15 protein-coding genes are annotated in these 16649 nt (G+C 65.9%); 7 read left to right on the top strand and 8 right to left on the bottom strand.

From position 1 onward, the window contains the following. Nucleotides 1-59: 59 nt before the first annotated feature. Nucleotides 60-1787 (bottom strand): type IV-A pilus assembly ATPase PilB, encoded by a 1728-nt coding sequence (pilB, locus tag M2421_RS10015; protein WP_259206419.1) that lies wholly within the window; start codon nt 1785-1787, stop codon nt 60-62. A gap of 157 nt (nt 1788-1944) precedes the next feature. Here pilB and M2421_RS10020 point away from each other — a divergent pair, with 157 nt between their 5' ends. From M2421_RS10020 to M2421_RS10030, 3 genes are read left to right on the top strand one after another with little or no spacing between them, the layout of a single operon-like run. Then, on the top strand, nt 1945-2820 hold the full coding sequence (locus tag M2421_RS10020) for a glycosyltransferase family 2 protein (RefSeq protein WP_259206420.1): 876 nt from the start codon (nt 1945-1947) through the stop codon (nt 2818-2820). Next, nucleotides 2817-4082: a glycosyltransferase family 4 protein gene (locus M2421_RS10025; RefSeq protein ID WP_259206421.1), complete on the top strand. Its 1266-nt coding sequence runs from the start codon at nt 2817-2819 to the stop codon at nt 4080-4082. Before M2421_RS10020 ends, M2421_RS10025 begins: the two co-directional genes overlap by 4 nt. Next, the gene (locus M2421_RS10030; RefSeq protein ID WP_259206422.1) at nt 4079-5338 is read left to right on the top strand and encodes an oligosaccharide flippase family protein; all 1260 of its coding nucleotides are present in this window, start codon (nt 4079-4081) and stop codon (nt 5336-5338) included. The genes M2421_RS10025 and M2421_RS10030 overlap by 4 nt, the downstream gene beginning before the upstream one ends. On the opposite strand, the gene M2421_RS10035 is transcribed toward M2421_RS10030, so the two are convergent. Both M2421_RS10035 and M2421_RS10040 read right to left on the bottom strand, forming a co-directional pair. Further along, nucleotides 5295-6422 (bottom strand): glycosyltransferase, encoded by a 1128-nt coding sequence (locus tag M2421_RS10035; protein ID WP_259206424.1) that lies wholly within the window; start codon nt 6420-6422, stop codon nt 5295-5297. The two genes, M2421_RS10030 and M2421_RS10035, sit on opposite strands and share 44 nt — an antisense overlap. Next, on the bottom strand, nt 6419-7270 hold the full coding sequence (locus M2421_RS10040) for an FkbM family methyltransferase (RefSeq protein ID WP_259206426.1): 852 nt from the start codon (nt 7268-7270) through the stop codon (nt 6419-6421). Before M2421_RS10040 ends, M2421_RS10035 begins: the two co-directional genes overlap by 4 nt. 133 nt (nt 7271-7403) lie before the next feature. Between M2421_RS10040 and M2421_RS10045 the strand changes: the two genes are divergently transcribed. Further along, entirely contained in the window at nt 7404-8516 is a 1113-nt protein-coding gene (locus M2421_RS10045; protein WP_259206427.1) for a glycosyltransferase family 4 protein, read from the top strand. Nucleotides 8517-8539: 23 nt separating this feature from the next. Here the strand turns inward: M2421_RS10045 and M2421_RS10050 are convergent, their stop codons facing one another. From M2421_RS10050 to M2421_RS10060, 3 genes are all read right to left on the bottom strand, one after another. Continuing rightward, the gene (locus M2421_RS10050) at nt 8540-10441 is read right to left on the bottom strand and encodes a hypothetical protein (RefSeq protein ID WP_259206428.1); all 1902 of its coding nucleotides are present in this window, start codon (nt 10439-10441) and stop codon (nt 8540-8542) included. A 27-nt stretch (nt 10442-10468) separates the two neighbouring features. Next, nucleotides 10469-10873: a pilin gene (locus tag M2421_RS10055; RefSeq protein ID WP_259206429.1), complete on the bottom strand. Its 405-nt coding sequence runs from the start codon at nt 10871-10873 to the stop codon at nt 10469-10471. A gap of 91 nt (nt 10874-10964) precedes the next feature. After that, a complete protein-coding gene (locus M2421_RS10060) occupies nt 10965-11378 on the bottom strand; it encodes a pilin (protein WP_259206430.1) in 414 nt (137 codons plus the stop codon). A 358-nt stretch (nt 11379-11736) separates the two neighbouring features. Here M2421_RS10060 and M2421_RS10065 point away from each other — a divergent pair, with 358 nt between their 5' ends. Genes M2421_RS10065 through coaE form a run of 3 tightly spaced genes read left to right on the top strand, consistent with a single transcriptional unit; the run spans nt 11737 to nt 14495 of the window. Continuing rightward, on the top strand, nt 11737-12993 hold the full coding sequence (locus M2421_RS10065) for a type II secretion system F family protein (protein ID WP_259206431.1): 1257 nt from the start codon (nt 11737-11739) through the stop codon (nt 12991-12993). Between the two features lie 7 nt (nt 12994-13000). Further along, complete coding sequence (locus M2421_RS10070; RefSeq protein ID WP_259206432.1) at nt 13001-13864, top strand: A24 family peptidase; 864 nt, start codon at nt 13001-13003, stop codon at nt 13862-13864. Between the two features lie 10 nt (nt 13865-13874). Next, nucleotides 13875-14495: a dephospho-CoA kinase gene (coaE, locus tag M2421_RS10075; RefSeq protein ID WP_259206433.1), complete on the top strand. Its 621-nt coding sequence runs from the start codon at nt 13875-13877 to the stop codon at nt 14493-14495. A 71-nt stretch (nt 14496-14566) separates the two neighbouring features. Here coaE and M2421_RS10080 read toward each other — a convergent pair whose 3' ends face one another. Both M2421_RS10080 and M2421_RS10085 read right to left on the bottom strand, forming a co-directional pair. Beyond that, the gene (locus tag M2421_RS10080; protein WP_259206435.1) at nt 14567-15931 is read right to left on the bottom strand and encodes a HAMP domain-containing sensor histidine kinase; all 1365 of its coding nucleotides are present in this window, start codon (nt 15929-15931) and stop codon (nt 14567-14569) included. Beyond that, nucleotides 15894-16571 (bottom strand): response regulator transcription factor, encoded by a 678-nt coding sequence (locus M2421_RS10085; RefSeq protein ID WP_017356179.1) that lies wholly within the window; start codon nt 16569-16571, stop codon nt 15894-15896. Before M2421_RS10085 ends, M2421_RS10080 begins: the two co-directional genes overlap by 38 nt. Between the last annotated feature and the right edge of the window lie 78 nt (nt 16572-16649).

Raw genomic sequence — 16649 nt, forward strand, 5'->3', positions numbered from 1 at the left:
GGAACCAGAACGACAAGGCCCGCATCCGCGGGCCTTGTCCGTTCAAGCAGCGCCGTCGCTCAATCCTTGGTGACGCGGTTGATCTCGGCCAGGCTGGTGGTACCGGCGGCGGCCTTGATCAGCGCCGACTGGCGCAGGTCGGGCACGCCGGCCCGCTGCGCGGCTTCGGCGATCTGGATGGCATTGCCGCCCGCCAGCACGATCACCGAAATTTCCTCGCTCATCGGCATCACCTGGTAGATACCGGTACGGCCCTTGTAACCCTCGGTGCATTCCTCGCAGCCCACCGGCTCATACAGCCGGATGCCCGCGTCGATCTGCGCCTGGGTGAAGCCCTCGGCCAGCAGGGCGTTGGCGGGCAGGTCGATCGAACGCTTGCAGTTGCTGCACAGCCGGCGCGCCAGGCGCTGGGCGATCACCAGGGTCACCGAGCTGGTGATGTTGAACGGGGCGATGCCCATGTTCATCAGGCGCGCGATGGTCTGCGGCGCATCGTTGGTATGCAGCGTGGACAGCACCATGTGGCCGGTCTGGGCCGCCTTGATCGCGATTTCCGCCGTCTCCAGGTCGCGGATTTCGCCGACCATGATGATGTCCGGGTCCTGTCGCAGGAAAGAGCGCAACGCCGCGGCGAACGTCATGCCGCGCTTGACGTTCTGCTGCACCTGGTTGACGCCGGGCAGGCGGATTTCCACCGGATCCTCGGCGGTGGAGATGTTGCGCGTTTCATCGTTGAGGATGCCCAGCGCGGTATACAGCGACACGGTCTTGCCCGAACCGGTCGGCCCGGTCACCAGCACCATGCCGTACGGCTTGTGGATGGCGTCCAGGAACAGCCGCTGCTGCTCGGTCTCGTAACCCAGCTTGTCGATGCCCAGCTTGGCCGCGCTGCCGTCCAGGATACGCAGCACGATCTTTTCGCCGAACAGGGTCGGCAAGGTACTGACGCGGAAGTCGATCTGCTTGGTCTTGGACAGGTTGAGCTTGATGCGCCCATCCTGCGGCACCCGCTTTTCGGCGATGTCCAGCTGCGACATCACCTTCAGGCGCGCGGCGATGCGCTGGTTGAGCTTGACCGGGGCCTTGGCCACGTTCTTGAGCAGGCCGTCGATGCGGAAACGCACCCGGTAATCGTCTTCGTACGGCTCGAAATGGATGTCCGAGGCGCCCTTGCGGATCGCATCGACCAGCACCTTGTTGACGAACTTCACCACCGGGGTGTCGTCGCCCTTGGCATCGTGGCCGGTGTCGCCGGACGCGCCGTCTTCATCGCCGCCGGACACATCCAGGTCGCCCATGCCCTCGTCGTCGCCGCCCAGCGACGCGCCCAGGGTGTCGTGCCGGGACTGCCACTGCTCCAGGGTGCGCTTGATCTGCTCCTCGTCGACCAGGATCGGCTCGACCACCAGGTTGGTGTGGAACTTGATCTCGTCCAGCGAATGGGTCGGATCGCTGGTGCCCACGAACAGCTTGCCGCCACGCCTGAACAGCGGCAGGACGTGATGCTTGCGCAGCAGCTCCTCGCTGACCAGGCTGATCGCATTCTGCGCGCTGTCGAACACCGATACGTCCAGCAGCGGCATGCCGAACTCCAGCGCGTTGGCGGCGGCCAGTTGCGCGGCGGTGACCAGCTTCTTCTCGGCGAAGTACTGCGGCAACGGCTGCTTGGCCGCGCTGGCCTTGGCCATCGCATCGCGCGCGGTGGCTTCGTCCAGCGCGCCATCCTGGACCAGGCGGCGGGCGATGCCGGTGATCCCGACGAGATTGGCAGTAACCACGGCGTTCATTGGATGCAGGCTCCCCATGTCATAGGCGGAAGATTACTGCATTGCGGGATGGGACGGGGTCCCGCGCCTGCTCCGATCCTGCGTTCCGACCCGTTCGACGGCCCCCGGCGACGGGGGTGCCGGGGTAACATTGGCGCGGGGAAACCGGGGAAACAACGTGAAAAGCATCAGCATCATCCTGCCCGCCAAGAACGAAGCAGAAGGCCTGCTCCGCACCTTGCCGGCATTGCGCCAACTGTATCCGCACGCCGAGCTGATCGTGGTCGACGACGGCTCCACCGACAGCACCGCCGAGATTGGCCGCCGCCATGGCGCCGTGGTCCTGTCCAGCCCGTACTCGATGGGCAACGGCGCTGCCATCAAGCGCGGCGCCCGCGCCGCCAGCGGCGAGATCCTGGTGTTCATGGACGCCGACGGCCAGCACGACCCGGCCCACATCCAGACCCTGCTGGGCAAGCTTGCCGAGGGCTACGACATGGTCGTGGGCGCCCGCGACAGCAGCGGCCAGGCCAGCGTCCACCGTGGCCTGGCCAACCGCTTCTACAACTGGCTGGCCAGCCGCATGACCGGGTTCAGGATCCTGGACCTCACCTCCGGGTTCCGCGCCGCCCGCGCCCGGCGCTTCCGCGAGTTCCTGCACCTGCTGCCGAACGGCTTCAGCTACCCCACCACCAGCACCATGGCGTTCTTCCGCAGCGCCTACCCGGTCGCCTACGTGCCGATCCCGGTCGCCAGGCGCGTGGGCAACGGCAGCCACATCCGTCCGATCAAGGACGGCATCCGCTTCCTGCTGATCATCTTCAAGATCGCCACCCTGTACTCGCCGCTGAAGCTGTTCGCGCCGATCGCGGTGGGCTTCTTCCTGCTCGGCCTGGGCTATTACGGCTACACCTTCGCCACCATGCACCGCTTCACCAACATGAGCACCCTGCTGTTCAGCGCCTCGGTGATCATCTTCCTGATCGGGCTGATCTCCGAGCAGATCACCGGGCTGACCTATCTGGCAGCGCGGGACGGGCGGGACGCGGAGTGAGTGGGACGGTTGCCGCCGATGCAGCCAAGCCTCGCCCCCGCCTGCTGGTGCTGGCCTCGACCTATCCGCGCTGGCACGGCGACCCCGAACCAGGCTTTGTGCATGAGTTGAGCCGGCACCTGGCCGCCCGTTTCGAGGTCACCGTGCTATGCCCGCATGCCAGTGGCGCACTGCCGCGCGAGCGCATGGACGGGGTGGATGTCATCCGCTACCGCTATGCGCCGGCCCGCTGGGAGCGCCTGGTCAACGACGGAGGCATCGTCGGCAACCTGCGCCATCGTCCATGGACCGCGCTGTTGTTGCCCGGCTTCCTGCTGGGTCATCTGTGGTCCCTGCGCCAGCTGCTCCGCACGCTGCGACCGGATGTGATCCACGCGCACTGGATCCTTCCCCAGGCCTTGATGGTGGCGCTGTTGCAGACGGTTGGCACCCGCACGCCGCCGACCCTGGTGACGTCCCACGGTGCCGACCTGTTCGCCCTGCGTGGTCGGCTGCCCATGGGGCTGAAACGACTGGCCATGCGCCGGATGCAGGCCAGCTCGGTGGTCAGCAACGCCATGCGCGAGCCGATGCTGGCGCTCGGCGCAGACCCGGCGTCGCTGGCTGTCGCCCCCATGGGGGTCGACCTGCAGCATCGCTTCACGCCCGATGCGCGGACGCAGCGCGCGGACCACCAGTTGCTCTTTGTCGGGCGCCTGGTGGAAAAGAAGGGACTGACCCACCTGCTGGACGCGCTGCCGCGCGTGCTTGAACGCCATCCCCACGCCACGCTCAGCATTGCCGGCTTCGGCCCGGAGCTGGTGGCGTGCCAGCAACAGGTCGAGAGGCTCGGACTGCAGGCGCACGTGCGTTTCCTTGGCGCTCTCTCGCAGGACGCGCTGCCCGATCTGTATCGGCGCAGCAGTATGTTGATCACCCCCTTCGTGCAGGCGCGCTCGGGGGATCAGGAAGGCCTGGGGCTGGTGATGGTCGAGGCGCTCGGTTGCGGTTGCCCGGTGGTGACCACCCGGCTGCCCGCCATTCGCGAGTTGCAGGACGGCCCGTGGCCGCCGTACCTGGCCGAGCCCGGTGATGCCGACTCGCTGGCGGCACAGATCAACGCCTTGCTCGACGACCCATCGGCGGCACACGCCTGGGTGCAGCAGTTGCGACCCTCGTTGCTGCGGCGCTTTGATCATGCCGCGGTGGCTGCAGGGTACTCGGCCCGGCTGGAGGCGCTGATGGTGGCCGAACGCAGGCCGCAGACCTCGGACACCCGATGAAGTGGCGCCTGCCCATTGGCTCGTTGGCCCGCACATCGCTGCAGGTGATGGTGTGGCAAGGGGTCCGCCTGGTCTGCCTGGCGGCGTGGATCGTGGTGGCCGCCCGCGGGCTGGGTGCTCAGGACTACGGCATCTTTTCCGGCATTGCCGGCACCGCATCGGCATTGGCAGGATTGGTCGGCCTCGGCAGCGGCATGTTGATGTATCAATACAGCGCGTCGGATGCTTCGCGGTTTTCGCCGTATTGGAAACAGACCTGGATGCTGTGTGCATTCACATCGCTGCCGCTGGCGTTGCTGTTGTTCCCTGCGGTGCTGGGCAGCGCGTCGATCTCCCTGACTGGCATCAGCCTCATCGCTGCATCGGAAATCCTGGCCTTCCCCTACGTCACCAACGCCGCCTTCGCGTTTGCAGCCCATGAACGCATGGGCTGGGCCGCCGCGCTACCGGCCGCGAGTGCATTGCTGCGCCTGATCGCGATCGTGGCGTTCAGCGTGCTGCCGATCGCGCATAGCCTCGACCATTACCTGTTCCTGCACCTGCTGGCATCGCTGGGCGGAGCCGCCTTCGCGCTGCTGGCGGTGAAACGCCTGCTCGCCCCACGCCCGCAACGCTGGCAGATGCAGCCTGGCGACCTCCGGCATGGTGCCGGCCACGCGGCCAGTTGGACCTCGACGACCGCAGTAACGACCTTCGACAAATCGCTGGTGCTGCGCGCCGGTGGCGACACTACGGCCGGCCTGTACGCCGCCTGCTACCGGATCGCAGCGGTCGCCGCCATGCCGCTGGACGCGATGGTGATGTCGGCGATGCCACGGTTGTTCCGTGCAAACCAGGATCCGGAACGCCATCGACGCCTGGTGCTGGCCATGACCGCCGCCGCGGCGGCCTACACCGGAATCGTCGCAGCGCTGCTGTGGTGGGGAGCTGCTCTCCTGCCGCACGTGCTCGGACCGGACTTTGCCGCTGCCGTGCCCGACCTGCGCTGGATGGGATTGTTCGTGCTGGGCTACAGCCTGCGCCAGATCGGGTGCAACGTTCTGGTGGGACGCGGCTTCAAGCTGCGCAAGACACTGATCGAGGCCATGGGCCTGCTGGCGATGGCACTCCTGAGTGCATGGCTGATTCCGCGCTACGGCTTGACCGGAGCAATCTGGATGGTGATCTGCGCGGAGATCGGCATGGCCTCGGCAGCGTGGGCCACGTTGTGGCTCAGCGCCGGGAAGGCGGCACCGCGCGTGACTGCACCGCGGTGAACACTCGCGTGTAGGCATCCACGGCACGATCGATGGAGAACTCCGCTGCACGCGCAAGCAACACGTTCCGCTCCACCCGGAAGGAACCGTCCAGACTGCGCTGGAGTGCCACCGCCAATGCAGGCGCGTCGCCCACTGGCACCAATTGCCCGAATCGACCGTGATCGAGTATCTCGGCCGGGCCGCTGGGGCAATCCGTCGCCACGATCTGCGTCGCGCACTGCATGGCCTCCACCAAGACGTTGCCGAAGCCTTCGTAGTCGGACGGTAGCACCAGGACGTCGCTGTTGGCGATCCACGGCAGCACATCGTGCACCTGCCCCAGCAGCACGCAGTCCTGCTCCACTCCCGCGTGCCGGCGCCATTGCTCAAGCTCGCGGGCGATGGGGCCCGTACCCAGTACAAGCAGGCGGACGGACCGTGCAGCCCTGCTCTGCAGGAAGGCCGCAAACAGCAGGTCCAACCGCTTCTCCGGCGCCAGTCGTCCGACGAAGACCAGCACCGGCAAACCATCGTGCGGGAACGGCCATGCCTCCGGGCAAGGCAGATCGGCGGCCGCACGGCCGGCAACCCCGACGATCGGGTTGTGGATCACCTCGATCGGCACGCCATCCAGGCCAAGCTCGGCGCGCATGTCGGCCGCAACGGCAGCCGACACGGCCACGATCGCGTCCGCCGACGGCAGCAGGCGCGCCATTGCCCAACGTATGCCGGCCAGCTTCAACCGACGCAGCCCCCGCGATGCCAAGCGAGGCCCGGAGATGGCCAGATGCTGGGTAACAACCACCGCCGTATCCGCGCCCAACCAGCGTCGCAGCAACAGCAGCCAGACAGCGACGTCGTTGGACGTCGTCACTATGACCGAAGGACGGTTTTGCCTGATCCAGCCAGGCAGTCGCCACAGGAACTGCCCTGCGCCCCGTGGCGCGATGCAGTGCACCTCGTCCACGCTGGTGGCCGGAACCAGCATGCGACCGGCAACGATCTGCACCGCGTGCCCGCGATCTGCAAGGGCGCGGGCGAGATTGAACTGCACGCGCTCGAGCCCGCCCGCCTCGACCCGACTGAGCAGCAGTGCAATCATGCGCCGGTCAACGCTGCCCGCGTCGCCGGGTCGGCCACGCAGATGACGTCCTGGTACTCACCCAGCGCGTCGGCGCTGATGGGGACGAGACGACCCCGTGCCTCGAGGCGAAGAAACTGATACCCCAGGGGAGCCAGTAGATCGAGGATGTCGCGCCCGCGGTACCCCGCCATCTGCGCCGACCGCTCATGGACTTCAACCGCAATCACCGGAAGGAAGCGCGCGACGGTCTGCAGGGCACCCGCCAGGCAGGCCAGTTCTCCGCCCTCGACATCGACCTTCATGAAATCCAGCCGCTGCAGCGCGAGCGTGGCCGCCAGCCGATCCAGCGTCTCCACCTGGATCCGACCCAGCACCCGGTGCGACCCCGGGTCGCCATGCAGGCTGCCCAGCCCCCGGTTCGATTCATCCCCGTCGTGCTGTCCGCAGGAGTCGTAGATATCGAACTCGCCGGCTACATCGGCCAACCCTTGCCGGCGCAGATCGACCACGCCCTGCAGGGCGTTGACCTGGATATTGCGCTCCAGCTCGTCGGCAATCGCCTTCACCGGCTCGAAGGCGATGACGCGCCCGCTGACGCCGACCCGGTTGGCACACACCAGGCTGACCTCCCCGATGTTCGCCCCGACATCCACCACCACCATCCCCGGCGCAAGCAGGCGATTCAACAGGGCGACCAGGCGCAGGTTGTAATAGCCCATCCAGAAGATGCGCCGCTGCATATGCTCGGCCAGGTCCAGATCGAGGGTGAGATTGCCGTCGAAATCGTCCACCCGCATGACGGCATGCGCACGCCGGAACACGCGTCGCATCAGGGCCTGGAAAAGATGAAAGCGCTGGCTGGACAACGCGTTCGCGAGCCCCCTCAGTCGTAGCAACGGCCGCAAATTCTCTCTCCCCAGATCGTGTCACACTGTAGTTGGCCAGCAGGGCCCCGGCACCCCCAGAACCCCAACCGCTCCGCTGGCGCAGAACGCATCGATGAATATACTCGTCCTCTGCAAACGCCAATACTCAGCGCGCGACCTGCTGTCCGATCAGTATGGCCGCCTGTATGAAATTCCTGAAGGCCTCGCCCGGCTCGGGCATCGCGTGCACGGTCTCGCGTCCAGCTATCGTCCGCGGCCGCACCTTGAACGGCATGTCAGTCCGGCAGGGGTGGTCTGGCGATCGGCCAACGCGATGCCGTGGGGGCCCTTTCACGCCCGTCGCGCCGTGGCTGGCGTGATTGCGGACTGCCAGCCCGATATTCTTTGGGCCAGCTCGGACGCACTTCATGCCATCTGGGCGGTGGAGATCGGGCGTACCCTGCACATACCGGTGGTGATCGATCTCTACGACAACTACGAGCATTTCGGGCTGAGCCGCCTTCCGGGCATCTCACGACGCTACCGGGACGCCTGTCGGTCGGCGAGCGGACTGACCATTGTCAGCCACTCCCTCGCACGCCACGTCCAACAGCATTATCCCGCGTCGGGACCCTGCGCCATCGTGGGTAACGGCGTGAACAGCGCGGTGTTCCATGCACGCGATCGAAGCGACTGCCGGCGTGCGCTCGGACTTCCTGCTGGCGCGACGATCATCGGCTGTGCCGGTGCGATCCAGGCCGACAGAGGCATCGAAGATCTGTTCGAGGCTTTCCAACTCCTCGCCGAGGCAGATCCTGCCCTCCACCTGGCCTTCGCAGGACCGCGCGATGGCACGCCCTCCCGATACAGGCACCCGCGCATCATCGATCTGGGCATCCTGGACTGGCGGGAAGTTCCCCTGCTCGTCAACGCGTTGGATGTTGCGGTCATCTGCAACCGGGACTCCAGCTTCGGTCGCTACTGCTTCCCGCTGAAACTGAGCGAAGCCCTGGCCTGTGGCGTACCCGTCGTTGCCGCCGGGGTGGGCGATGTCAACGAGATCCTGGGCGCCCCATCGCAGCGCTATCGACCCGGGGACGCGCACGATCTGGCGCAGAAGCTGCAGCAACAACTGTCTGCACCGGCGAACGGGCAGGCGGCATCGACAGCGGCACGCGACTGGCAGGCGCTGGCAGGCGATACCGCAGATTTACTGGCAATGTGCCTCCAACGGCGCCCCCGGTAACCCGGACAGCAATGCCGTTTGGTTTACTTTGCCCCTGCCGGCGCTGCTGCGACAGGCTCGGCAAGCAGGCCCAGATCGCGCGCCCGTGCGTGCGCCAGCTCGGCCTGGCGGTGCCATCCCTTGCGGTTAAGGGCATCGATGACCTTACGTGCGTACCCGGGATCGGCAACACTGTTGTCGATTGCCTGGACGAACATCTCATCGGCCAGCCCTTCGTCGTGCGCATGCAGCATCGCGTAGTCGCCCACCTGGGCATAGCTGTAAGGGGGAAGCGTAGTGCGCTTGAACAGTGCACGGAACGCCTCGGCCAGCCGCCGATCATCAAGCGCGACGCCCTTGTAGCGATTTTCCAGCAATGAGAAAAGAGCGCCCGTGGTCTCCGGGCTCAACGTTCCGGTCTGGACCTTGGACACCAGCCGATCCCACCAGATCGACGGCACGTCGCGCCCACTCTGTGCCGCCGTCAGGATCAAGCCCTGGTCACTGATGATCGATGCGCCGGGAAGTTGCGATCCACGTTCGAACTCACCGATGGCCATGTCAATGAATGGCGAGTTCGCATAGCCATCGGACATCCCGAAATACATGGCCCCCAGGTCCGCACTGGCGCGCGCCGACCCCGGATTCTCCACGACCAGCTCGGTCGCCAGCAGCAGGGGATCGCCCCACGTCGCCGATCGAATGAGGGTCAACCCAGCGGACCCGACCAGAATGGCCAGGACAGCGGCCGGCAAGACCCGCTGACGCGCCGCCGCCGGTGCGCGAAGGACCAGGTCGCAGGCCACCAGCAGCACGCCGAGCAGGGCAAGGTAGTTCCGGTGCTCGAAGGCCAGCTCCAGCGCAATGACATTGCTGGTGAGCAGGTGCGATACGAAAAACCACAGGATGCCCAGTGCCACCAACGGTGCGCGCCGACGGGTGCATATCGCGGTAGCCAGCAGGCCCAACAGCAGCAAGCCGCCCAGCAACGTGGACACCGGCTGCAACATGCCGCGCGAGGGCACGACGTTGTCGTAATAGAACGTGAGATTGCCTGGCGTCGGCAGGACGATCTGCAGCAGGTACATCGGCAGTACCCGCAGCTGGGTCAGCAGTCGCTCCCAGGTACCGAAGTTGCGTGCGAGGTAGTGATCGGACCAGTAATGGGGCACCACCACCGCGACGAAGACGACAAGACCGCCGATCACCGCCACGCTGTAGAGGCCACGCCACCTCCTCGCTACCGAGGGGTTGGATGCGGCAAATCGAAGGACCGTCAGCTCCAGTGCCAGCGCGTACACCGGCACGAGTACGGCGGTCTCTTTTGACAGCAACCCGATCAGAGTCAACAGGACCGTCGCCAACAGCCACGGCCAACCCGAACCGGATCGAATCTGGCACAAACGCCCGCGCAGGTAGCAGATCATTGCCGCGAGCATGAAAGTCGCGGCCAGCGTCTCCATGCGCTGCACCACGTACAGGACGCTGGACACCTGGATGGGATGGATGGCCCAAAGCAACGCCACCGCAAACGCCGCACCGTGCCGGGTACGATCCTTCAGCACAACGGTGGCTGCCGGCGCGGCGAGCAGCGTATTGATCAGCACCCATACCAGCGCGGTGTTGCACGCGTGGATGAGCAACCCCACGAGCTTGTAACCCCAGGGGTTCAACCCTCCCACGGCGTGGTTCATCGCCAACGTCGCCATGGCCAGTGGGCGCGCTCCGAACGTTCCACCCGGATCGAAGGAGGTCGCCGCGTGCCAGATCAAGGACGGCTGCAGCGTAGCCACGTGCAACCGGGAGTTTTCCACGATCGTGCTGTAGTCGTCGAAGATGAACGCTCCGCTGAGTCCCGGCCAGTAAATGGCCAGTACCAAAAGGCCAATCAGCGACAACCCAGCCCACTGTTGCCAACGACGCACCGCGTGCTCACCCTTCAACAACGCTTTTCTCCCTCGACGTCCGATCGATCAACTGCAGCCAGCGGGCAGCAGCTTTGCATCCAGCGACCCGTCGGCCTTGCAGCGCCATTCGCCCGACTGGCTGCGCGCGATCTCGATGGTCTTGTTGGCCACGGTCGGACTGCCGCGCAGCGTGCACCGGATGTACCCCTCATCGGTGGACAACATGCTCAGCCGGCAACGCGCGGTGCTGCTGGGCAGACCGATGTCGGCCAGATTGAAGGTGGTGACGTTGTTGGCCAGCACCTGCGACTCGAACATGGTGCGGCCGCCGGTCACTTCGGCCAGGCCCGCCGTCAACTGCGACTTGGCCACGTAATTCTGATAAGCCGGCAGCGCGATGGCTGCCAGGATCGCGATGATCGCGACCACGATCATCAACTCGATCAACGTAAAACCACGCTCCCCACGCATGGCGTCCCCCCATAGGATGCTGTTCGGTTGCTCTTCAAAAGAAAAGGGGGCGAAACCGCCCCCTTCCCTCAAATACGCCTGGCGCTGGGAATTAGCAGCCAGCCGGCTTGTAGTCTTCCAGGTCGGTGGCGGCGGTGCAGTTCCACGCGCCCGAGCCATTGCGCTCCAGCTCGATGGTCTTGCCAGCAACCTTCGGGTTGCCCTTCAGGGTGCAGGTGATCTTCTGGCCCGAGGTGGCTTCCCAGTTGCCCGACGGCTCAATGCCGCAACGCGGGGTGCTGGAGGCCAGGCCCAGGTCGGCGACGGTCGCAGCGCCGGTCTTGGTGCCCGACTGGATGCCTTCTTCGAACGCGGTCACGCCGCCACGGATGTCGGCCAGACCGGCAGTGACCTGCGACTTGGCGACGTAGTTCTGGTAAGCCGGCAGTGCGATGGCGGCCAGGATGGCGATGATCGCGACAACGATCATCAGTTCGATCAGGGTAAAGCCCTGCTGCTTCTTCATGAGTACATCCCCTAGAGGTAGGAAAAAAATGAACACTGGGTCGAAGCCTGGGCCGGCGGACCGGTGAGCGAGGCTGGCGCCCGTGCGGGTGGATCAAAGCAGGTTGCGTGCCAACGTGATCAGCAATGCTCCCCAGCATTCCCCGGCGCAATGATGGCAGCAATCTTCAGGATTGGAACCCCCTTCACGGAAATCTGCGACCAATCCGGCAATGTGACGTGTTGCGTCACCTTGTGACCGTGGGGGTCCCGGATCCCGGTCACGCTTCGTCCCGAACTGGGGATGCCACAGCGCCCCGGAACCGGCTAACATGCGGCGCAGATAGCCCGCCTGGGGATGGCGTGGCTGGGGAGCCTGTATGTCTGTCAGCCGTAGTGCAGTCAAGAAAGAGCCCGTGGCGCGCAGCACCATGGAGTTGCAGCCGTTTGTCTGGGAGGGGACCGACAAGCGGGGCGTGAAGATGAAGGGCGAACAGCCCGCCAAGAACATGAACCTGCTGCGCGCGGAGCTGCGACGGATGGGCATCACGCCCACCGTGGTCAAGCCCAAGCCCAAGCCGCTGTTCGGCGCGGCCGGGGCCAAGATCAGCGCCAAGGACATCGCCTTCTTCAGCCGCCAGATGGCGACCATGATGAAGTCGGGCGTGCCCATCGTGGGCGCGCTGGACATCATCGGTAGCGGGCACAAGAACCCGCGCATGAAGAAGATGGTGGACACCATCCGCACCGACATCGAGGGCGGCTCCTCGCTGTATGAGGCGATCAGCCGGCACCCGGTCCAGTTCGACGAGCTGTACCGCAACCTGGTCAAGGCCGGTGAAGGCGCCGGTGTGCTGGAAACCGTGCTGGACACGGTGGCCAACTACAAAGAGAACATCGAAGCGCTCAAGGGCAAGATCAAGAAGGCCCTGTTCTACCCGATCATGGTCATGGCCGTGGCCATGCTGGTCAGCGGCATCCTGCTGGTCTGGGTGGTGCCGCAGTTCGAGGACGTGTTCAAGGGCTTCGGCGCCGAGCTGCCTGCCTTCACCCAGATGATCGTGAACCTGTCCCGGTTCATGGTGTCCTGGTGGCTGCCGATCCTGATCGTCCTGGTCGGCAGCGTGTTCGGCTTCCTCGCCGCCTACAAGCGCTCGCCGACGATGCAGCACACGCTGGACCGGCTGATCCTGAAGGTACCGGTGATCGGTCAGCTGATGCACAACAGTGCCATCGCCCGCTTCGCCCGGACCACGGCGGTGACCTTCAAGGCGGGTGTCCCGCTGGTGGAGGCCCTGAGCATCGTGGCCGGCGCAACCGGCAACATGGTGTATGAGGAAGCCGTGCTGCGCATGCGCGACGACGTGTCGGTGGGCTACCCGGTCAATATGGCCATGAAGCAGACCAACCTGTTCCCGCACATGGTCATCCAGATGACCGGCATCGGCGAAGAGGCCGGCGCGCTGGACGCCATGCTGTTCAAGGTGGCCGAGTACTACGAGCAGGAAGTGAACAACGCGGTGGACGCGCTGAGCAGCCTGCTGGAACCGATCGTGATGGTGGTTATTGGTACCATCGTCGGCGGCATGGTGATCGGCATGTACCTGCCCATCTTCAAACTCGCTTCGGTGGTCTGATACACACATGGCATTTCTCGACCAGCACCCCGGTCTCGGCTACCCCGCCGCGGCCGGCCTGGGACTGCTCCTGGGCAGCTTCCTCAATGTAGTGATCCTGCGCCTGCCCAAGCGGCTGGACTGGCAGTGGAAGCGCGACGCCCGCGAAGTGCTGGAAGAGCCGGACATCTACGAGCCGCCGCCGCCGGGGATCGTGGTCGAGCCCTCGCACTGCCCGCACTGCAAGCACAAGCTGGCCTGGTACGAGAACATCCCGCTGTTCAGCTGGCTGATCCAGCGTGGCAAGTGCCGCCATTGCCACGCTCCGATCTCGATCCAGTACCCGCTGGTGGAACTGCTGACCGCGCTGCTGGTGCTGGCCAGCGTCTGGCAGTTCGGCTTCGGCTGGCAAGGCTTCGGCGCGATCGTGCTGAGCTGCTTCCTGGTCGCCCTGTCCGGGATCGACCTGCGCACCCAACTGCTGCCCGACCAGTTGACCCTGCCGCTGATGTGGCTGGGCCTGATCGCCGCCAGCGACAACCTGTACATGCCCGCCAAGCCGGCCCTGCTCGGCGCATTGGCCGGCTACCTGTCGCTATGGTCGGTGTGGTGGCTGTTCAAGCAGATCACCGGCAAGGAAGGCATGGGCCACGGCGACTTCAAGCTGCTGGCCGCGCTGGGCGCCTGGTGCGGGCTCAAGGGCATCCTGCCGATCATCCTGCTGTCCTCGGTGGTCGGCGCGATCATCGGCTCGGTCTGGCTGTATGCGCGCGGCCGCGACCGCGCCACGCCGATCCCGTTCGGCCCCTATCTGGCGATTGCCGGCTGGATCGTCTTCATGTGGGGCGAGCAGATCATCAGCGCCTATATGGGCTTTGCCGGCCTGCGTTGAGGGCCGGCCGATGGCGCGCTACCTCATCGGGTTGACCGGCGGCATCGCCGCCGGCAAAAGCGAACTGAGCCGGCGGTTCGACGCCCTGGGCATTACCGTCGCCGATGCTGACGTCGCAGCGCGTGCGGTGGTCGCCCCCGGCAGCGAAGGCCTGGCCCGGATCGCGGCGCATTTCGGCCCGGGCATCCTGCTGGCCGACGGCCAGCTTGACCGGGCCGCCCTGCGCGAGCGCATCTTCGCCTCGGCACGGGAGCGCCAGGCGCTGGAAGCCATCACCCACCCCGCCATCCGCACGCTGCTGCGCGAGACCTGCGAGCAGGCCGACGGGCCGTACGCGATCGCCGCCATCCCACTGCTCACCGAAGCCGGCGGCCGCCAACAGTACCCCTGGCTGGACCGCATTCTGGTGGTGGATGTCCCGGTGGCGGTCCAGCACGCCCGCCTGCTGCGGCGCGACGGGATCAGCGCCGCGCTGGCCGACCGCATGATCGCCGCCCAGGCCAGCCGCGAGGCACGCCTGGCGCTGGCCGATGACGTCGTGGTCAACGACGGCGACCCGGACCACCTGCAGGCCAAGGTCGAGCAACTCGACCGCCGCTATCGCGCCCTGGCAGCAGCCGCCAAACCGTAGCGCCACCCCATCGGTGGCTGCACGGCAGCTGGATGGGCTCGAACGGCAGCCGCGCGTGGCGCGGCGTGGCGCTATGCGGGCGCAAACGTCAGCGTAGCCACCACGCCGCGCTGGTCGCCCGGGCGCACGCTCACCTGCCAGCCGTACAGGTCGCACAGCCGGCTGACGATCGACAGGCCAATGCCGCCGCCCTGCGAATGCCCGGCGTGGGTGCCGCGATAGCCGCGCTGGAACAGCTTGGCCGCATCTTCCGCACTCAGGCCCGGGCCACTGTCAATGACATCGACCCGGTTGCCGGTGATGCGCACGCGCACTGAGCCTTCCTGCGAATACTTCACCGCGTTGCCGATCAGGTTGCCCAACGCCACCGACAGGGCCGATTCCGGCGCATCGATGACCAGGTCGCGGTCGCCCTCCAGCACCAGCTCGAGCGGCTTGCCACCGAGCTGGGCGCGGTGCGCATCGAGCAGTTGCTCGCCCACCCGCGCCACGTTGCTGCTGCCCTGCCCGCGCTCGTTGCGCGACAGCAGCAACAGCGAGCCGATCAGGTCGGTGCACTGCTGTTCGGCGCGCTGGATGCGCTGCAGGCGTTGCAGCACCTTCTCGTCCAGGCCCGGCCGGGCCAGCAGCAGCTCGGTTGCCCCGCGGATCACCGCCAACGGGGTGCGCAACTCATGGCTGACGTCGGCGTTGAACTCGCGATCGCGCTGCACCACTTCGGTCAGCCGCGAAGAATAATCATCCAGGGCCTGGGCCAGCTGGCCCACTTCGTCATCCGGGAAACGCGGGGCCAGCGGCTCCGGCTCGCTGGTGCCACCACGGTAGGCACGCAGGCGCGCGGCCAGGTCCGAGACCGGCTTCATCACTTTGGACGCCGACCACCAGCCCAGCACCAGGGACAGCAGGCTGAAGACAAGTACGGAGATCAACAGCGCACGATTGAGCTGGGCCTCCCCGCGCACGCTTTCGGTCATGTCATAGGCCAGGAAGAACCAGGCCTCCGGGGTCTTGCGCACTGCCAGCTTGTAGGAGAACGGCTTGTTCTCCTCATCGACCCCGCTGACGCTGTAATTGCCAGGTGCGTAGGCCGCCCATTCCGGGCGCTCTTCGCGCACGCGGTCGAATTTGTCTTTGGAATAGGCGAAGGCGCGGATCTGCTGGAACGGCAGATCCGGGCTGCGGCTGGGGTCGAGCTGGAACCGCATCGCGTATTCGTCGATATTGCGGTTCATCACATCTTCCACCAGTTGGTTTTCCACCCGCGCGCGGGTCCAATTGGTGGCAAACGCAAACAGCGCCGTCAGGCAGAAGCCCAACAGCGCAAATGACACGATGATGCGGCTGCGCAGCCGGCGCCGATATGGCGCGCGGCGACGCTCCCCCTTGGCCGTCACCGGATCAGGCTTCCGGCGCGGCGATGCGGTATCCGATGCCATGGCGGGTCTGGATCAGCGGCACTTCGAACGGCTTGTCCACCACCGCACGCAGGCCGTGGATGTGCACGCGCAGCGAATCCGAATCGGGCAGTTCTTCGCCCCACACGCGGGTTTCCAGCTCCTGGCGGGTCACCACCGCAGGAGCGGCTTCCATCAGGGCCTGCAGGATCTTCAGCGCGGTCGGGTTGAGCTGCAGCAGCTTGCCCTGGCGGCGCACTTCCAGCGTGTCCAGGTTGTATTCCAGATCGCCGGTTTCCAGCACGCGGGTCTGCACGCCCTTGCCCCGGCGCGACAGCGCGTTCAGGCGTACTTCCACTTCCTGCAGCGCGAACGGCTTGATCAGGTAGTCATCGGCACCGGAATCGAAGCCGGCCAGCTTGTTGTCCAGCGAATCGCGCGCGGTAAGCATCAACACCGGGGTCTGCTTGCGCGCTTCGTTGCGCAGCTTGCGGCAGACTTCGATGCCGTCCATGCCGGGCAGGTTGAGGTCCAGCACGATCGCATCGAATTCGTGCACCACGGCAAGGTGCAGGCCGGTCACGCCGTCGGCGGCGAAGTCCACCGTGTGTCCGCGGTCTTCGAGGTAATCGCCCAGGTTGGCGGCGATGTCGCTGTTGTCTTCAATTACAAGAATTCGCACTGTGACCTCTGTTTCATGAGGGATTGGCCCGGACAGCGTCGCTGCGGCCGAAACCGCAGCGAGCCATTACCTTGCGCT

This window comes from Stenotrophomonas sp. BIGb0135, from assembly GCF_024810105.1.
In the GTDB taxonomy this organism is placed as follows: Bacteria; Pseudomonadota; Gammaproteobacteria; order Xanthomonadales; family Xanthomonadaceae; genus Stenotrophomonas; species Stenotrophomonas maltophilia_AB.

Coding starts and splice junctions, on each gene's coding strand:
- M2421_RS10070 (WP_259206432.1), top strand. CDS start 13,001: ATGGCATTTCTCGACCAGCACCCCGGTCTCGGCTACCCCGCCGCGGCC.
- pilB (WP_259206419.1), bottom strand. CDS start 1,787: ATGAACGCCGTGGTTACTGCCAATCTCGTCGGGATCACCGGCATCGCC.
- M2421_RS10045 (WP_259206427.1), top strand. CDS start 7,404: ATGAATATACTCGTCCTCTGCAAACGCCAATACTCAGCGCGCGACCTG.
- M2421_RS10065 (WP_259206431.1), top strand. CDS start 11,737: ATGTCTGTCAGCCGTAGTGCAGTCAAGAAAGAGCCCGTGGCGCGCAGC.
- M2421_RS10030 (WP_259206422.1), top strand. CDS start 4,079: ATGAAGTGGCGCCTGCCCATTGGCTCGTTGGCCCGCACATCGCTGCAG.
- M2421_RS10055 (WP_259206429.1), bottom strand. CDS start 10,873: ATGCGTGGGGAGCGTGGTTTTACGTTGATCGAGTTGATGATCGTGGTC.
- coaE (WP_259206433.1), top strand. CDS start 13,875: ATGGCGCGCTACCTCATCGGGTTGACCGGCGGCATCGCCGCCGGCAAA.
- M2421_RS10060 (WP_259206430.1), bottom strand. CDS start 11,378: ATGAAGAAGCAGCAGGGCTTTACCCTGATCGAACTGATGATCGTTGTC.
- M2421_RS10080 (WP_259206435.1), bottom strand. CDS start 15,931: ATGGCATCGGATACCGCATCGCCGCGCCGGAAGCCTGATCCGGTGACG.
- M2421_RS10035 (WP_259206424.1), bottom strand. CDS start 6,422: ATGATTGCACTGCTGCTCAGTCGGGTCGAGGCGGGCGGGCTCGAGCGC.